Source organism: Pseudomonas sp. Hz4, from assembly GCF_054898165.1.
This window is the reverse complement of sequence record NZ_CM142719.1, coordinates 615,905-633,082: the sequence shown is the minus strand read 5'-3', so window position 1 is coordinate 633,082 and position 17,178 is coordinate 615,905. Positions and strand designations below refer to the sequence as shown.

The 17,178-nt window shown below is 58.9% G+C and carries 16 protein-coding genes; 12 read left to right on the top strand and 4 right to left on the bottom strand.

Translation table 11 applies throughout. The annotated features are described in order from the left end of the window. Positions 1 to 154: 154 nt before the first annotated feature. From argS to ACYZTR_RS02830, 9 genes are all read left to right on the top strand, one after another. Positions 155 to 1,891 carry an arginine--tRNA ligase gene (gene argS / locus ACYZTR_RS02870; RefSeq protein ID WP_461976280.1) on the top strand — a complete coding sequence of 579 codons (1,737 nt, stop codon included), beginning with the start codon at positions 155 to 157 and terminating at the stop codon, positions 1,889 to 1,891. Position 1,892: 1 nt separating this feature from the next. Further along, positions 1,893 to 2,597 (top strand): SPOR domain-containing protein, encoded by a 705-nt coding sequence (locus ACYZTR_RS02865; protein ID WP_461976279.1) that lies wholly within the window; start codon positions 1,893 to 1,895, stop codon positions 2,595 to 2,597. 220 nt (positions 2,598 to 2,817) lie between these two features. Continuing rightward, positions 2,818 to 3,348, top strand: coding sequence for an ATP-dependent protease subunit HslV (hslV, locus tag ACYZTR_RS02860; protein ID WP_007899242.1), 531 nt, complete (start codon positions 2,818 to 2,820; stop codon positions 3,346 to 3,348). A 55-nt stretch (positions 3,349 to 3,403) separates the two neighbouring features. After that, positions 3,404 to 4,744 carry an ATP-dependent protease ATPase subunit HslU gene (hslU, locus tag ACYZTR_RS02855; protein WP_461976277.1) on the top strand — a complete coding sequence of 447 codons (1,341 nt, stop codon included), beginning with the start codon at positions 3,404 to 3,406 and terminating at the stop codon, positions 4,742 to 4,744. A gap of 45 nt (positions 4,745 to 4,789) precedes the next feature. Next, positions 4,790 to 5,170: a gamma-butyrobetaine hydroxylase family protein gene (locus tag ACYZTR_RS02850; RefSeq protein ID WP_461976275.1), complete on the top strand. Its 381-nt coding sequence runs from the start codon at positions 4,790 to 4,792 to the stop codon at positions 5,168 to 5,170. Positions 5,171 to 5,428: 258 nt separating this feature from the next. Next, complete coding sequence (gene phaC / locus ACYZTR_RS02845; protein WP_461976274.1) at positions 5,429 to 7,108, top strand: class II poly(R)-hydroxyalkanoic acid synthase; 1,680 nt, start codon at positions 5,429 to 5,431, stop codon at positions 7,106 to 7,108. 139 nt (positions 7,109 to 7,247) lie between these two features. Further along, positions 7,248 to 8,102 (top strand): poly(3-hydroxyalkanoate) depolymerase, encoded by an 855-nt coding sequence (phaZ, locus tag ACYZTR_RS02840; protein ID WP_461967947.1) that lies wholly within the window; start codon positions 7,248 to 7,250, stop codon positions 8,100 to 8,102. 129 nt (positions 8,103 to 8,231) lie between these two features. Further along, on the top strand, positions 8,232 to 9,914 hold the full coding sequence (phaC, locus tag ACYZTR_RS02835; protein WP_461976272.1) for a class II poly(R)-hydroxyalkanoic acid synthase: 1,683 nt from the start codon (positions 8,232 to 8,234) through the stop codon (positions 9,912 to 9,914). Positions 9,915 to 9,941: 27 nt separating this feature from the next. Then, entirely contained in the window at positions 9,942 to 10,562 is a 621-nt protein-coding gene (locus ACYZTR_RS02830; RefSeq protein WP_461976270.1) for a TetR/AcrR family transcriptional regulator, read from the top strand. Positions 10,563 to 10,676: 114 nt separating this feature from the next. Here the strand turns inward: ACYZTR_RS02830 and ACYZTR_RS02825 are convergent, their stop codons facing one another. The 4 genes from ACYZTR_RS02825 to ACYZTR_RS02810 all read right to left on the bottom strand — a co-directional run bounded on the left by ACYZTR_RS02825 (position 10,677) and on the right by ACYZTR_RS02810 (position 13,969). After that, positions 10,677 to 11,945, bottom strand: a complete 1,269-nt coding sequence (locus tag ACYZTR_RS02825; RefSeq protein ID WP_461976268.1) for an IS110 family RNA-guided transposase — start codon at positions 11,943 to 11,945, stop codon at positions 10,677 to 10,679. 401 nt (positions 11,946 to 12,346) lie between these two features. Beyond that, on the bottom strand, positions 12,347 to 13,111 hold the full coding sequence (locus ACYZTR_RS02820; RefSeq protein ID WP_461976266.1) for a phasin family protein: 765 nt from the start codon (positions 13,109 to 13,111) through the stop codon (positions 12,347 to 12,349). A gap of 10 nt (positions 13,112 to 13,121) precedes the next feature. Next, positions 13,122 to 13,544, bottom strand: a complete 423-nt coding sequence (locus ACYZTR_RS02815; RefSeq protein ID WP_461976264.1) for a phasin family protein — start codon at positions 13,542 to 13,544, stop codon at positions 13,122 to 13,124. Between the two features lie 149 nt (positions 13,545 to 13,693). Continuing rightward, positions 13,694 to 13,969: a polyhydroxyalkanoic acid system family protein gene (locus ACYZTR_RS02810; protein ID WP_461976262.1), complete on the bottom strand. Its 276-nt coding sequence runs from the start codon at positions 13,967 to 13,969 to the stop codon at positions 13,694 to 13,696. A gap of 154 nt (positions 13,970 to 14,123) precedes the next feature. Between ACYZTR_RS02810 and ubiE the strand changes: the two genes are divergently transcribed. The 3 genes from ubiE to ubiB are packed head-to-tail and all read left to right on the top strand — an operon-like array spanning position 14,124 to position 17,118. Continuing rightward, entirely contained in the window at positions 14,124 to 14,894 is a 771-nt protein-coding gene (gene ubiE, locus ACYZTR_RS02805; RefSeq protein ID WP_007948968.1) for a bifunctional demethylmenaquinone methyltransferase/2-methoxy-6-polyprenyl-1,4-benzoquinol methylase UbiE, read from the top strand. Beyond that, on the top strand, positions 14,894 to 15,517 hold the full coding sequence (locus tag ACYZTR_RS02800) for a ubiquinone biosynthesis accessory factor UbiJ (RefSeq protein WP_461976260.1): 624 nt from the start codon (positions 14,894 to 14,896) through the stop codon (positions 15,515 to 15,517). Before ubiE ends, ACYZTR_RS02800 begins: the two co-directional genes overlap by 1 nt. Beyond that, positions 15,514 to 17,118, top strand: a complete 1,605-nt coding sequence (gene ubiB / locus ACYZTR_RS02795; RefSeq protein WP_461976258.1) for a ubiquinone biosynthesis regulatory protein kinase UbiB — start codon at positions 15,514 to 15,516, stop codon at positions 17,116 to 17,118. The genes ACYZTR_RS02800 and ubiB overlap by 4 nt, the downstream gene beginning before the upstream one ends. The last annotated feature ends 60 nt before the right edge of the window (positions 17,119 to 17,178 follow it).

Sequence of the window (17,178 nt, the reverse complement as noted above, 5' to 3'; positions counted from 1 at the left end):
GGGAGCGAGCTTGCTCGCGATGGGGCCCGATTTGTCACCACATATCCATAACCTGCCCGCTATAGTTGGCAAGCCCGTCTTCGCAACGGATAATGCCCAGTTTTTCCACCAGCGCATCGAAGCGCCGCCGCGCTTGCGGTCGACAGAGAACACCATGAAAGACACCATTCGCCAGCTAATCCAACAAGCCATCACCCAACTCGTCAACGAAGGTGTGTTGCCTGAAGGCCTGTCGCCGGCGATCCAGGTGGAAAACTCCCGTGACAAGACCCACGGCGACTTCGCCAGCAACATCGCGATGATGCTGGCCAAGCCGGCCGGCATGAAGCCGCGTGACCTGGCGGAGAAAATCATCGCCGCATTGCCGGCTGACGAAAACGTCACCAAGACCGAAATCGCCGGTCCCGGCTTCCTGAATTTCTTCCAGAACACCCAAGCCCTGGCGACTCGCCTGGACGCCGCCCTGGCCGACGCCCACATCGGCGTGCGCAAGGCCGGCCCGGTGCAGCGCACCGTCGTCGACCTGTCGGCACCGAACCTGGCCAAAGAAATGCACGTCGGCCACTTGCGCTCGACCATCATCGGCGATGGCGTGGCCCGCGTTCTGGAATTCCTCGGCGACGAAGTCATCCGTCAGAACCACGTCGGCGACTGGGGCACCCAGTTCGGCATGCTGATGGCGTATCTGCAGGAAAACCCGATCACCAGCGATGAGCTGTCGGACCTGGAAAACTTCTACCGCGCCGCCAAGCAACGCTTCGACGAATCCGAAGAGTTCGCCGACCGCGCCCGCGGCCTGGTGGTCAAGCTGCAAGCCGGCGACCCGGACTGCCTGGCGCTGTGGACCAAGTTCAAGGACATCTCGCTGTCGCACTGCCAGAAAATCTATGAACTGCTGAACGTCAAACTGACCATGGCCGACGTGATGGGCGAAAGCGCCTACAACGACGACCTGATCAACGTGGTCAACGACCTCAAGGCCGCTGGCCTGCTGGTCGAAAGTAACGGCGCCCAGTGCGTGTTCCTCGACGAATTCAAGAATGCCGACGGCGACCCGCTGCCGGTGATCATCGTCAAGGCCGACGGCGGCTACCTCTATGCCACCACCGACCTGGCGGCCGTGCGTTACCGCAGCGGCAAGTTGAAGGCTGATCGCGCGCTCTACTTCGTCGACCAGCGTCAGGCCCTGCACTTCCAGCAAGTGTTCCAGGTCGCGCGCCTGGCCGGTTTTGTGACGCACCCGATGGACATGGAACACATGGGCTTCGGCACCATGAACGGCGCCGACGGCCGTCCGTTCAAAACCCGTGATGGCGGCACCGTGAAGCTGATCGAGCTGCTGACCGAAGCCCAGGAACGGGCCTACACCCTGGTGAAGGACAAGAACCCGGAGCTGGCCGAAGCCGAATTGCGCAACATCGCCAAGGTCGTGGGCATTGGCGCGGTCAAATACGCCGACCTGTCCAAGCATCGCACCAGCGACTACAGCTTTAACTTCGACCTGATGCTGAACTTCGAAGGCAACACCGCACCGTACCTGCTGTACGCCTACACCCGCGTGGCCGGTGTGTTCCGCAAACTCGGCAAGGACTTCAGCGAAGTCGAAGGCCAGATCGTCCTCGAAGCGGCGCACGAACACGAGCTGGCGGCGAAGCTCGCGCAGTTCGGCGAAGTGTTGAACAGCGTTTGCGACAAGGGCACGCCGCACATCCTCTGCACGTACCTGTACGATGTCGCCGGCCTGTTTTCCAGTTTCTACGAGAACTGCCCAATCCTCAGTGCCGACACTGCGGCGCAAATGCAGAGCCGTTTGCGCCTCGCCGCGCTGACCGGCCGCACTCTCAAGCAAGGCCTGGAACTCTTGGGTCTGGAAACTCTGGAGCGTATGTAAGTTGGCTGCCAAGAAAAAACCTGCACCCAAACGTGGCGCCAGCCGTTACCAAGCTCCTGCAAAGCAACCGATCCCGGGTTGGCTGTGGATGGCCATCGGCCTGACGGTCGGCGCATTCATTGTGTTCCTGATGAAGCTGGAGCCAGGCAAGGGCAGCGAGAGCGTCAAACGCGAGAGAATCGAGCAACAGAAGGCCAAAATCGCCGAGGCTAACAAGACCCCGCCGAGCCCGACGCAACCGGTGAAGCCGAAGTATGACTTCTACACCTTGCTGCCGGAATCGGAAGTCATCGTGCCGCCGGATGCCGTGCCGGAGAAAACCCTGCCGACGCCGCAAGTACCGGCCATTCCGACGACGCCGGTCACGCCAGAGCAAGCGGCGAAGATCGATACCGCGCGGGCTCAGGCTGCACTGGCCGGGATCACTCCGCCGCCAGCGCCACCGGTGTCCAAAGCAGCGCCAGTGACCAAGTTCTTCCTGCAGGCCGGTTCGTTCCGCAAGGAGGCTGACGCGGACAAAGTTCGGGCGCAGATCATTTTGCTCGGCCAGGCAGTGGCGGTTGAGTCCGGCACCGTTAAGGACGAGACCTGGTATCGGGTATTGGTCGGACCGTTCAGCAACCGCGAACAGCTGACTACTGCCCAGAAACAACTGGCTGGAAGCGGGTTCAGCAACCTGTTGTTACAACAACGCCAGAACCGCTGACCTTCCGCTGAACGTTGATCGTTCCCACGCTCCCGCGTGGGAATGCAGCCCGTGACGCTCCGCGTCACTGGACGCGGAGCGTCCCCAGAGGCATTCCCACGCAGAGCGTGGGAACGATCAACCGCTCGTCCCATCTCCCGCTCCGCAGTTGAAAAACGCTCCACCACCCCCATATGAATGGGCATAAGGCATTTTCGCCCCGCTGCGTGGAGACGCTCCCTTGACCACCATCGTTTCAGTTCGCCGCCACGGCAAAGTCGTCATGGGCGGCGACGGCCAGGTTTCTCTCGGCAATACCGTGATGAAAGGCAACGCGAAGAAAGTTCGTCGCCTGTACCACGGTCAGGTGATCGCCGGTTTTGCCGGGGCCACCGCTGACGCCTTCACCCTCTTCGAGCGTTTCGAAGGCCAGCTTGAGAAACATCAAGGGCACCTGGTTCGCGCCGCCGTCGAACTCGCCAAAGAATGGCGCACAGACCGCTCCCTCAGCCGCCTCGAAGCCATGCTCGCGGTCGCGAACAAAGATGCCTCTCTGATCATCACCGGCAACGGCGACGTGGTCGAACCTGAAGAAGGTCTGATCGCCATGGGCTCCGGCGGCGGTTACGCCCAGGCCGCCGCCAGCGCGCTGCTGAAGAAAACCGATCTGTCGGCCCGTGAAATCGTCGAAACCGCCCTCGGCATCGCCGGCGACATCTGTGTATTTACCAACCACACCTTCACCATTGAGGAGCAGGACCTCGCTGAGTAAGCCTGTTTTGGCCACCACGCCACGGCTCACTTTCACTTGAGGACCGCCAATTACTATGTCCATGACTCCCCGTGAAATCGTCCACGAACTCAATCGCCATATCATCGGCCAGGACGATGCCAAGCGCGCCGTCGCCATCGCGCTGCGTAACCGCTGGCGCCGGATGCAGCTGCCTGAAGAGCTGCGCGTTGAAGTGACCCCCAAGAACATCCTGATGATCGGCCCGACCGGTGTCGGTAAAACCGAGATTGCTCGTCGTCTGGCCAAACTGGCCAACGCGCCATTCATCAAGGTTGAAGCGACCAAGTTCACCGAAGTCGGTTATGTCGGCCGCGACGTTGAATCGATCATTCGTGACCTGGCTGACGCGGCGATCAAACTGTTGCGCGAACAGGAAATGACCAAGGTTCGCCACCGCGCCGAAGACGCCGCCGAAGAACGCATCCTCGACGCCCTGCTGCCACCGGCACGCATGGGCTTCAGCAACGACGACGCCGCACCGTCGGCCGACTCCAACACCCGCCAGCTGTTCCGCAAGCGCCTGCGCGAAGGTCAGTTGGATGACAAGGAAATCGAAATCGAAGTCGCCGAAGTGACCGGCGTCGACATCTCCGCGCCACCGGGCATGGAGGAGATGACCAACCAGCTGCAGAGCTTGTTCGCCAACATGGGCAAGGGCAAAAAGAAAAGCCGCAAGATCAAGGTCAAGGACGCGCTGAAACTGGTGCGTGACGAAGAGGCCGGTCGTCTGGTCAACGAAGAAGAGTTGAAGGCCAAGGCGCTGGAAGCCGTCGAGCAGCACGGCATCGTGTTCATCGACGAAATCGACAAGGTCGCCAAGCGCGGTAACTCCGGTGGCATCGACGTGTCCCGTGAAGGCGTACAGCGCGACCTGCTGCCGCTGATCGAAGGCTGCACCGTCAACACCAAACTGGGCATGGTCAAGACCGACCACATCCTGTTCATCGCGTCCGGTGCGTTCCACCTCAGCAAGCCGAGCGATCTGGTACCCGAGCTGCAAGGTCGTCTGCCCATTCGGGTCGAGCTCAAGGCGCTGACGCCTGAAGATTTCGAGCGCATTCTCAGCGAACCGCATGCGTCACTCACCGAGCAGTATTGCGCACTGCTGAAAACCGAAGGCCTGGTGATCGAGTTCCAGCCGGACGGTATCAAGCGTATTGCCGAGATCGCCTGGCAGGTCAACGAGAAGACCGAGAATATCGGTGCCCGTCGCCTGCACACGCTGCTTGAGCGCCTGCTCGAAGAGGTATCGTTCAGCGCCGGTGATCTGGCCAGTGCCCACGACGACAAAGCGATCGTGATCGACGCCGATTACGTCAACAGCCACTTGGGCGAATTGGCGCAGAACGAAGACCTGTCCCGTTATATCCTGTAGGTCTCATTCTCTACATGGCAGGGCCGCTTGCGGCCCTGAACCAAAATGACGACCCCACTCCCCACCGATATCAAACTGCACAAAGCCTCGAAAACCCTGTCGCTGAAATACGCGTCCGGCGAGGAATATCACCTGCCTGCCGAGTTCCTGCGCGTGCACTCTCCTTCCGCCGAAGTCCAGGGCCACGGCAAACCTATCCTGCAATTTGGCAAGATCGGCGTAGGACTGACCAAGGTCGAACCGGCCGGTCAGTACGCACTGAAATTGACCTTCGACGACGGCCACGACAGCGGCCTGTTCACCTGGGAATATCTGTACCAGTTGGGTGTGCGCCAAGAGGATCTCTGGAACGATTATCTTGCCGAGCTCAAAGCCGCCGGAAAAACCCGCGACCCGGACCAATCCATCGTCAAGCTGATGCTCTAACTCGGGCCTTTCGCTCTTTAGAGGGCATTTTCTAATTTCATCTGTTTGAATGCTCCGCTTCCGGGCCGACGATTGGCCTGCTTGCGAAAAAAATTAAACTCGGGTAACCAATGGAACTGGCAAGTTCCCTGCAGTGCTCTCTGCGATAAAAAGCAGCGATGCAGAATTAACGGTCACCCTAGCAGTAGTACCTGGCATTTGCCGTGTGAATGCACAGCTGGGACCAGGTACTCGCCTCAGGACAATGGAGCGTCGTAGATGAGTAACAAGAATAACGATGACTTGAAGTATCAAGCCTCGGAAAACACCTTGGGGCTGAATCCTGTCGTTGGGCTGCGTGGAAAGGATTTACTGGCTTCTGCTCGAATGGTGCTAAGGCAGGCCATCCGACAACCGATCCACAGCGCCAGGCATGTCGCCCATTTCGGTCTTGAACTGAAGAATGTGTTGTTCGGCAAATCCGAGCTTCTACCGACAAGCGATGACCGTCGCTTTGCCGATCCGGCCTGGAGCCAGAACCCGCTTTACAAACGTTACTTGCAGACTTACCTGGCGTGGCGCAAGGAACTCCACGACTGGATCGACGACAGTAATCTCCCGCCAAAGGACGCCAGTCGCGGGCATTTCGTGATCAACCTCATGACTGAAGCCATGGCCCCGACCAACAGTGCGGCCAACCCGGCGGCGGTCAAACGCTTCTTCGAAACCGGCGGCAAAAGCCTGCTCGACGGTCTGTCTCATCTGGCCAAGGACCTGGTGCACAACGGCGGTATGCCGAGCCAGGTCAACATGGGCGCGTTCGAGGTCGGCAAGAGCCTGGGCGTCACCGAAGGCGCGGTGGTGTTTCGCAATGACGTGCTGGAGTTGATCCACTATCGGCCGACCACCGAGCAGGTGTACGAGCGCCCACTGTTGGTGGTGCCACCACAGATCAACAAGTTCTATATTTTCGACCTGAGCCCAGACAAGAGCCTGGCGCGCTTCTGCCTGCGCAACAATGTGCAGACGTTCATTGTCAGCTGGCGCAACCCGACCAAGGAGCAGCGCGAGTGGGGCTTGTCGACCTACATCGAAGCGCTCAAGGAAGCGGTCGATGTGGTCAGCGCGATCACCGGCAGCAAAGATGTGAACATGCTCGGTGCCTGCTCCGGCGGCATCACCTGCACCGCGCTGCTGGGCCACTATGCCGCGATCGGTGAGAAGAAAGTCAACGCCCTGACGCTGCTGGTCAGCGTGCTGGACACCACCCTGGACAGCGATGTGGCACTGTTCGTCGACGAACAGACCCTCGAATACGCTAAGCGCCACTCTTATCAGGCCGGCGTCCTGGAAGGCCGTGACATGGCGAAAGTCTTCGCCTGGATGCGCCCCAACGACCTGATCTGGAACTACTGGGTCAACAACTACCTGCTGGGCAACGAACCGCCGGTTTTCGACATCCTGTTCTGGAACAACGACACCACAAGGTTGCCCGCAGCGTTCCATGGCGACCTGATCGAGCTGTTCAAAACCAACCCGTTGATCCGTCCTGATGCACTGGAAGTGTGCGGCACACCGATCGATCTGAAGCAGGTCACTGCCGACATCTTCTCCCTGGCCGGCACTAACGACCACATCACCCCGTGGAAGTCCTGCTACAAGTCGGCGCAACTGTTCGGTGGCAAGGTCGAATTCGTGCTGTCCAGCAGCGGGCATATCCAGAGCATTCTGAACCCGCCGGGCAATCCGAAATCACGCTACATGACCAGCACCGAGATGCCGGTCCAGGCTGAGGACTGGCAAGAAAATTCCACCAAACACACCGACTCCTGGTGGCTGCACTGGCAGGCATGGCAAGCCGAGCGTTCGGGCAAGCTGAAGAAGTCTCCGGGGAGTTTGGGCAGCAAGGCCTATCCGGCGGGCGAAGCTGCGCCGGGCACTTATGTGCATGAGCGGTAACTGATACCTGTGGGAGCGAGCTTGCTCGCGATGAGGTCATTACATTCAACATTGATGTCGACTGTTAGACCGCTATCGCGAGCAAGCTCGCTCCCACAGTAAAGATGAGATAGCGATACCACCCCACAGGGCTTGAAGCATGCCGCAACAATTCATATTTCGTACCGTCGACCTGGATGGCCAGACCCTCCGCACGGCGGTACGCCCCGGCAAGCCTCACTTGACGCCCTTGCTGATTTTCAACGGCATCGGCGCCAACCTTGAGTTGGTGTTTCCGTTCGTCGCAGCACTGGATCCGGACCTGGAAGTCATTGCCTTCGATGTCCCTGGCGTCGGCGGTTCATCGACGCCGAATCGGCCGTATCGCTTTCCGGGCCTGGCGAAACTCACAGCGCGAATGCTCGACTATCTCGATTACGGCCGAGTCAATGTGATCGGCGTTTCCTGGGGAGGAGCCCTCGCCCAGCAGTTCGCTTACGACTATCCCGAACGCTGCAAGAAACTCGTGCTGGCGGCCACGGCAGCCGGCACGGTGATGGTGCCGGGCAAGCCGAAAGTCCTGTGGATGATGGCCAGCCCACGACGCTATATCCAACCGTCTCACGTGATTCGCATTGCGCCGATGATCTACGGCGGCGCGTTCCGTCGCGATCCAACATTGGCCGCAAGCCATGCTGCGAAAGTCCGCTCGGCGGGCAAACTCGGTTACTACTGGCAGCTGTTCGCCGGGCTGGGCTGGACCAGCATTCACTGGCTGCACAAGATTCATCAGCCGACCCTGGTACTGGCCGGTGATGACGATCCGCTGATCCCGCTGGTCAACATGCGATTGCTCGCCTGGCGGATCCCCAATGCCCAATTGCACATCATCGATGACGGGCATCTGTTCCTGATTACCCGAGCCGAAGCGGTTGCACCGATCATCATGAAATTCCTCGAGGAAGAACGGCAGCGTGCCGTGATGCATCCGCATCCGGCGCCATTCGGCGGATAACCGCCCCCGACTTTTGTTAACAAAAAGAGGGCGGCAGGACGCCGCGCCGCGCAACAACCCGTAACAGCGTCTATGGTGTTCTGGTTCGGTGTATCTGTATTTGGCCTGAAGACGAAGGAGTGTTGATTCATGCGCGAAAAACCAGCGAGGGACTTTTTACCCACTCCCGCCGCGTTCATCAATGCACAGAGTGCGATTACCGGCGTGCGCGGTCGGGATTTGTTGTCGACCCTGCGCAGTGTTGCCGCCCATGGCTTGCGCAACCCGGTGCACAGCGCCCGACACGCCTTGAAACTGGGCGGTCAACTGGGCCGCGTGCTGCTGGGCGAAACCCTGCATGCGACCAATCCGCAGGACAATCGCTTCGCCGACCCGGCGTGGAGCCTCAACCCTTTTTATCGCCGCAGTTTGCAGGCCTACCTGACCTGGCAAAAGCAGGTCAAAAACTGGATCGACGAGAGCAACATGAGCCCGGACGATCGCACCCGCGCCCACTTCGCGTTCGCCTTGCTCAACGACGCCGTATCACCGTCCAACAGCCTGCTCAACCCGCTGGCGATCAAGGAGATCTTCAACTCCGGCGGCAACAGCCTGGTGCGAGGTATCAGCCACCTGGTCGACGACTTCCTGCACAACGACGGCCTGCCCAGACAAGTCACCAAACAAGCTTTCGAGGTCGGCAAAACGGTCGCCACCACTACTGGCTCCGTGGTGTTTCGCAATGAGTTGCTGGAGCTTATCCAGTACAAGCCGATGAGCGAAAAGCAGTATTCAAAACCGCTGCTGGTGGTGCCACCACAGATCAACAAGTACTACATTTTCGACCTGAGCCCCAGCAACAGCTTCGTCCAGTTCGCCCTGAAAAACGGTTTGCAGACCTTCATGATCAGTTGGCGCAATCCGGATGTACGGCATCGCGAATGGGGGCTGTCGACGTACGTCGAAGCCGTCGAAGAAGCGATGAACGTCTGCCGGGCGATCACCGGTGCTCGCGAAGTCAATCTGATGGGCGCCTGCGCGGGCGGGCTGACCATTGCCGCGCTGCAAGGGCATTTACAGGCCAAGCGGCAATTGCGGCGAGTGTCCAGCGCAACGTACCTGGTAAGCCTGCTCGACAGTCAGATGGACTCGCCTGCGACCCTCTTCGCCGATGAACAGACCCTTGAGGCGGCCAAGCGTCGCTCCTATCAAAAAGGCGTGCTGGACGGCCGCGACATGGCCAAGGTCTTCGCCTGGATGCGCCCGAACGATCTGATCTGGAGCTATTTCGTTAACAACTACCTGTTGGGCAAAGAGCCACCAGCGTTCGACATTCTCTACTGGAACAACGACAACACACGTTTGCCGGCAGCCCTCCATGGCGACTTGCTGGACTTCTTCAAGCACAACCCGCTGAGTCATCCGGGTGGTCTGGAGGTGTGCGGCACGCCGATCGACTTGCAGAAAGTCACCGTCGACAGCTTCAGCGTCGCGGGCATCAACGACCACATCACCCCGTGGGATGCGGTGTATCGCTCCACCTTGCTACTGGGTGGCGAGCGACGATTCGTACTGTCCAACAGCGGTCATGTGCAAAGCATTCTCAACCCGCCCTCCAACCCGAAAGCCAGTTTCGTCGAAAGCACCAAACTGAGCAGCGACCCACGGGCCTGGTATTACGACGCCAAGCAAGTCGACGGCAGTTGGTGGACCCAATGGCTGAGCTGGATTCAAGAACGTTCAGGCGCGCAAAAAGAAACCGACATGGCCCTCGGCAACCAGAACTATCCACCGATGGAGGCAGCACCCGGTACTTACGTGCGTGTGCGCTGACGTTCAACGAACCATTAAGAAGACTGGATGAAAACCCGCGACCGGATTCTCGAATGTGCTTTGCTGTTGTTCAATCAGAAGGGCGAACCGAACGTCTCAACCATGGAAGTGGCCAATGAAATGGGGATCAGCCCGGGCAACCTCTACTACCACTTCCACGGCAAGGAACCGCTGATTCTCGGGTTGTTCGAGCGCTTCCAGGCCGAACTGGCGCCCCTGCTCGATCCACCGGCCGATGTCGAGCTTGCACCGGAAGATTACTGGCTGTTCCTGCACCTGATCGTCGAACGCCTGGCGCACTACCGGTTTCTGTTCCAGGACCTGTCGAACCTCGCCGGGCGCTTGCCGAAACTGGCCAAGGGCATACGCAACCTGCTCAATGCACTGAAGCGCACGCTGGCTTCGTTACTCGCTCGATTGAAGGCTCAGGGGCAATTGGTCAGCGAGACCCAGGCACTGGGACAACTGGTGGAGCAGATCACCATGACGCTGCTGTTCTCACTGGACTATCAGCGGATTCTTGACCGTGAAGGTGAAGTGCGATTGGTGGTGTACCAGATCATGATGCTGGTGGCGCCGCACCTGTTGCCGCCGATCAAGGTGGCGACGGAGCAGTTGGCACTGCAGTACCTGGAGGAACACGAATAACAGTGTCACTGGAAAAACACATTTTACTGTGGGAGCGAGCCTGCTCGCGAAGGCGCAGTGTCAGTCGACATAAATGCTGAATGACACACCGCTTTCACGCCCTGAGCCTTTCCGTCAACGCGGTTTTGCTGTGTCCAGCTCGCTGGTCAACGGTGAGCCGTGCCGAAGCAAGGTCTGTAAATAAACGTTTTCGTCGTACACGGTGCTGGTCTTCCAGCACCGATAAACGATCCGGATCCACTTGAACGCCAGAGCCCTGAGGGCTGCTTGGTAAGAGCTGCCTTTGGCCCTTTGCTGGCGATAATACGCCTCTGCCCACACCGATTGATTGATGCTGTGGGCAGCCCACTCAACAAAGGTCTGGCGCAAAAAAGTTGCGCATTGATAGCGCCAGTGGACGACTTTTTTCTTGCCACTGCGTTCGGTGACCGGGGCAATTCCGGCATATCGCTGCACCGCACTGGCATCCTTGAAGCGATCACGCTGCTCACCAAAGGCGACCATCAACCGTGGGGCAAGCTGTTGTCCCGCGCCGGGCAAGGCCTTGAAGAGTCGGTAGTCGGCCAGGGTGTTGGCAGTTTTTTCGATCTCCCGATCAAAGTCTTTGATCGCCGTGATAACCCCTTTCAGTTGCGAGACCAGGGCCAGCACATACAGCGCTGAAGGACTGACCACGCCTGGATCTTCAGTCAACGGCATGGCTTTGGCGATCAATGCCAAACGCTGCTGATTGAGCTCAGCATGGCGAACATTATGCGCGTGAAGGAACTTCAAAACGCTGGCTGGCCGAGCGTGCTTAAGCACTTCAAATGTCGACCAGCGCGCCAAAAACTCACAGAAAACCAGCGTGTCATGGTCATGAAACAGCTCAAGAGCCAACGGGTAATACTGTTTGAGCATGCAGACCAGACGATTGCTGATCTTGACCCGGTCATCGACCAACCCGCGGCGATGTTCGGTCAGGCTGGCGAGCGAACGCATGGCGGAGCTTTGCTGGACCAGTTGAGGAAACCGTTCGGGATGATTCAGCAACAGCTCAAGCGCCCATTGAGCATCCGTTGGATCATCCTTGGCGCCACTGGGGACGAAGGTTTTACGGTGCCGGGCCAAGGTGCTCGGATTGATCGGAAAGATACAAAAAAACTCATATTTTTGCAGAGCCGCTATCAGTGGGCCTTTGTTCAACTCCACGGCGATCGCGATCGGGCCACCGTAACGTTGATGCAGCGACCTGGCCCAGCGATCAATCGACTCGGGCTTGTGGTCGATGACCTCGAAACTCCGCTGAGCCTCTCCAGCTATCTGCAAACAGATGTCGTGCTTGGCGTCTGCCCAATCAATTCCGATATAAGCAGTGAAACTCTGAGACAGGAGCGTTTGCATGGAACACCTCCACAGACGCTAAAGTACATGCAGGGACATGCATGCTTGCGTCCAGCGAAGGCGATATAGAGAGCCGTGTCGGGCTTTCCCTGAGAATTCGTTAGAGGGCGCAAGCGCACCTGTGGACTCGAAGGTGAAAGCGTAATCATCGAGTGCTGCGCGAGCATATTCGTAGCCCGCAGGTGCATGTTCCTTCCTCGCCGACAGCCAACTTCCAGCGAAGTCAGTATGGAAGAGAAAGGAACGGAGTACCTATATCGCGAGCAGGCTCGCTCCCACAGGTGACTTGTGGTGTTTTGCAAAACGTAATCACAAACAAAAACGCCCGACCTTCGCAGGCCGGGCGCAATGGACGCGGAGCGTCCGGTGAGGCATTCCCACGCAGAGCGTGGGAACGATCATCAGGACTGACTGGTTGGCGTCGATGGAGCTGGCGCGACAGTCGGGGTTGCAGCAGGGGTTGGCGCAGCAGCGGAATTCGATGCGCTGATCGGGGTTGCCGGTTTGGCGGCAGCCACTGCTGGTTTTGGTGCAGCGGCTTTCGGTGCTGCCGGTTTTTTCACTGCCGGCTTCTTCGCTGCGGCAGGTTTTGTCGCTGGCTTGGCCGCTGCAGTTTTGGCAGCCGGTTTGGCCGCTGACTTGGCTGCTGCAGGTTTCGCTGCGGCAGTTTTGGCAGCCGGTTTAGCGCCAGCCTTGGCCAGTGGTTTGGTAGCAGGTTTGGCCGCCGCGGTTTTCGCCGCAACAGGCGCAACCTTCGCACCGGTCAGACGCTCGATTTGCTTGGTCAGGGTATCGACCTTGCTGTGCAGCGCTTTGACTTCATTGCGGCTCGGTACACCCAGGCGCGAAATGGCGCTGTTCAGACGCTTGTCGAAAGCCCCTTCCAACTCATCCCACTTGCCCATTGCGCGATCTTTCACGCCGCTGATGCGCGACTTGGCCGACGAAGCAGAGTCCTTGGCGGCATCGACTTTCTTGTCGACAGCGCTCTTGGTGAGCTTCTCGGCTTTCTCGCCGTCTTTAACCAATGTATCGAAGAGCTTGCTGCCGTCAGTGTCGATCTTCGAGTACACGCCTAAACCAGCCAGCCAGATTTTGCGGGAGTAGTCTTCGACTTTCCCGATCCACGAGCTGCCTTCTTTTTCAGTATTCTTTTTACCAGCCATCCCGTTCTCCTTAAGATTTTTGCGCGACGCGTTCGAGCAATGCCGTCAGCTCATCGAGCTTGGCAGAGAGTGTCTCAACGTCATGTTTAGACGGAATGCCGATACGATTCAAGGTACTTGCGACACGCGAGTCAAAAGCCTTCTCGACCTTGTCGAGTTGAACTTCGACCTTGCCTTTGAAAGTAGTGACTTCACTCTTGGCTTCATCGATCTCGGCATTAGCCGCTTCAAGTTTCTCGGTAACTGCTTCTTTGCCTTTCTTTTCAACAGCTTGACCCGCGACGATCAACTCTTGAAAGTACTCGCTACCCTCTTGGCCGACCCTGGCGTAGGCCCCCAGGCCTGCCAGCCAGATCTTGCGGGCATAAGATTTAACGTCGCTCAGAGCAGTTGTCGAAGCGTCGATTTTTTTCTTCAAAATAACTTTGGCCATGGTGCACCTCACGCGCAGAAGGTTTGAGGAACTGCCCGCGAAAGAGTCGGGCTCAGGCACAAAGTAGTGAGAATAATTAGAAACAGCACCCTAACAACTGACACAAATCGCTGGTGCCCCACCGCTCACCTGTAGGAGCAAAGCGCGGGTTACGCGAGGGCTTTATCGAGGGCCTTCTCGATTTCCGATTTGATCGTGCCGCTCATGGCCGACATCAACAGGCCAAGTTCGACATCGACCTTGATCGAACTCTCACCCACATACACCGCGCCTTTCACACCGGAACGCTTGAGGTTCAGGGTGTCGCCGGACCATTGCGGCTCCAGGCCATATTGATCGGACAGTTTCTGCGCCAACTTGTCGGCCTTCTCGCGGGCCGCTTCCTTACCCAGGCCGTGGGCACGCTCAACACTAATACGGGCCATCGAATGACTCCTGCTTTATGGATACTTTCCTGAAGCATCTTGACCGCTACTGCGGCAAAACGTCCCGGCGGTTGCCTATCTTACCTGCAGCCTTGCCAAGACAAAGCAGGCCACCGGGATTAGAATGTCCGCATTCTCTTCTGGTGACAGCGATATGACTGATCAGCGCAAAGGCAGCGATGCCGAACCCACCACTCACTTCGGTTTCAAAAACGTTCCGGAAAGCCAAAAAGCGGAAAAAGTCGCTGAGGTTTTCCACTCGGTAGCCGCCAAGTACGACTTGATGAACGACCTCCTGTCGGGCGGCATGCACCGTCTGTGGAAGCGTTTCGCGATCGAGTTGTCGGGCGTTCGCACCGGTAACCGCGTGCTGGACATCGCCGGCGGCACGGGCGATCTGACCAAGAAGTTCTCGCACCTCGTTGGCCCGACCGGCCAGGTCGTGTTGGCCGACATCAACGAATCCATGCTCAAGGTCGGTCGTGACCGCCTGTTGGATCTGGGTGTGGCTGGCAACGTCGAGTTCGTCCAGGCCGATGCTGAAAAACTGCCATTCCCGGACAACCATTTCGACTGCGTGACCATCGCTTTCGGCCTGCGCAACGTTACCCATAAAGAGGACGCCTTGCGCTCGATGCTGCGCGTGCTGAAACCGGGCGGACGTCTGCTGGTGCTGGAATTCTCCAAACCGACCAACGCGCTGATGTCCAAAGCCTACGACGCCTACTCATTCGCCTTCATGCCGCTGATGGGCAAGCTGATCACCAACGACTCGGAAAGCTATCGCTACCTGGCCGAATCGATCCGCATGCACCCGAATCAGGAAACCCTGAAGTCGATGATGGTCGAGGCCGGTTTCGACCGCGTGACCTACCACAACATGACCGCAGGCATCGTCGCCCTGCACCGCGGCATCAAACCCTGATGTTGCTGGCCGGCCTGCTCGCCAGCGTTGAACTCGGTCTGAACCGGGTGCTGCGTCTCGACAGCACGGCCCTGCCGCGGCTGGCACATTTGAGTGGCAAGGTGATTGCCGTCGACTGCCGCAGTCCGGCGCTGCAGCTGTTCATCCTACCCAGCGACGAAGGCTTGATGTTGGCTTCCCACTGGGAATCCGGCGCCGACTGCACCCTGCGTGCACCGGCCTCAAGCCTGTTGAAACTGGCGATGAGCAAGGACAAGACCTCGGCCCTGCATAGCCCTGAAGTCGAACTCGACGGCGACAGCGGCGTGCTGCTGGAACTGGCGTCGATCCTTCAGGACCTTGAGCTGGACTGGGAGTACGAACTCGCACGCGTGCTGGGACCCGTCGCCACGCAACTGCTCGGCGGTCACCTGCGCAGTCGCGCACGCTGGTATCAGCAAGGGTTCGCCAGCCTGAATCAGAATCTTGGCGAGTACCTGGCCGAAGAATCGCGCACCCTCGTCGGTCAGCGCGAAGCTGAAGCCCGTTTCAATGAACTGGACCAGATCAAACTCGATCTGGAACGTCTCGAGGCGCGCTTCGAGCGCCTTTCCCGATCCCTCGACCCAAGCGATAACGCATGAAGCTGCTTGCCGTCCGCCGTTTGTTGCGCATCCAGCGCGTTGTGATTCGCTATCGCCTCGATGACCTGTTGTTCGCCTTGCCATTGCCGTGGTTTTTGCTGGCGTTGCGCTACGCCTTACCGTGGCGCTGGTTCCCGCGCAAGACGCTGGAACTGAGCCGTGGCGCGCGATTGCGTCTGGCGCTGCAAGACCTGGGACCGATTTTCATCAAGTTCGGCCAAATCCTGTCCACCCGCCGCGACTTGCTGCCGGAAGACATCGCTGATGAGCTGATGAAGCTGCAGGACCGCGTGCCGCCGTTCGACTCGCAAGTGTCGATCAAGCTGATTGAAGAGCAGCTCGGCAAAAAGATCAGTGAAGTCTTCAGCCGCTTCGACGTCGAGCCACTGGCCTCGGCCTCGGTGGCGCAGGTGCATGCCGCGCAGCTGAAAACCGGTGAAGAAGTGGTGGTCAAGGTCATCCGCCCGGGCCTCAAACCGATCATCGCACAGGATCTCGCGTGGCTGTTCATCCTCGCTCGCGCCGCCGAAAGGCTCTCGGCCGATGCCCGTCTGCTGCACCCGGTGGACGTGGTACTGGACTACGAAAAAACCATCTACGACGAACTCGACCTGCTGCGCGAAGCGGCCAACGCCAGCCAGTTGAAGCGCAACTTCGACGGCTCGGAGCTGCTCTACGTGCCGCAAGTCTATTGGGACTGGTGCCGGCCGAAAGTGCTGGTGATGGAGCGCATCTACGGCATTCAGGTCACTGACCTCGCGACCTTGGCTGATCAGCGCACCGACATGAAAATGCTCGCCGAACGCGGTGTGGAGATCTTCTTCACCCAAGTGTTCCGCGACAGCTTTTTCCACGCCGACATGCATCCCGGCAACATCTTCGTCAGCACCGTGAACCCGTGGAGCCCGCAGTACATTGCGATCGACTGCGGCATCGTCGGCAGCCTGACCCCGGAAGATCAGGATTACCTGGCGCGCAACCTGTTCGCGTTCTTCAAGCGTGATTACCGTCGTGTCGCGCAGCTGCACATCGATTCGGGCTGGGTGCCGGCGGAAACCAAACTCAACGAATTCGAAGCGGCGATCCGCACCGTGTGCGAGCCAATCTTCGAAAAACCGTTAAAAGATATTTCCTTCGGCCAGGTGCTGATGCGCCTGTTCCAGACCGCTCGACGCTTCAACATGGAAGTGCAACCGCAGCTGGTTCTGCTGCAAAAAACCCTGTTGAACATCGAAGGCCTGGGCCGTCAGCTGTACCCGGACCTCGATTTGTGGAACACCGCCCAGCCGTTCCTCGAACGCTGGATGCGCGAACGCGTCAGCCCCAAAGCCTTGATCGGCAACGTACAGAGCCAGTTCGAGCAATTGCCGCACCTGGCCAACATGGCCCGCGACCTGCTCGAACGTATGTCCCAACCGCACGCCTACGACCGGCCGCCGCCGTGGCACCGGCGCAAGGACGACTGGTTCATGCGCCTGCTCGGCGCTGCTCACCTGGCAGGCGGCGCGATACTCGCGGCCGGTGGGCCGTTGAACGAGTTGGGCCATTGGCCAGCCGGCATCATGGTGGCCGTCGGTTTGTATCTGGTCGTTCGCCGATAGCCAGAGCCCCCGCACGCTGGCACACTGTTTCAACGCCTGGGCTTCACTAATGAAGTGTGG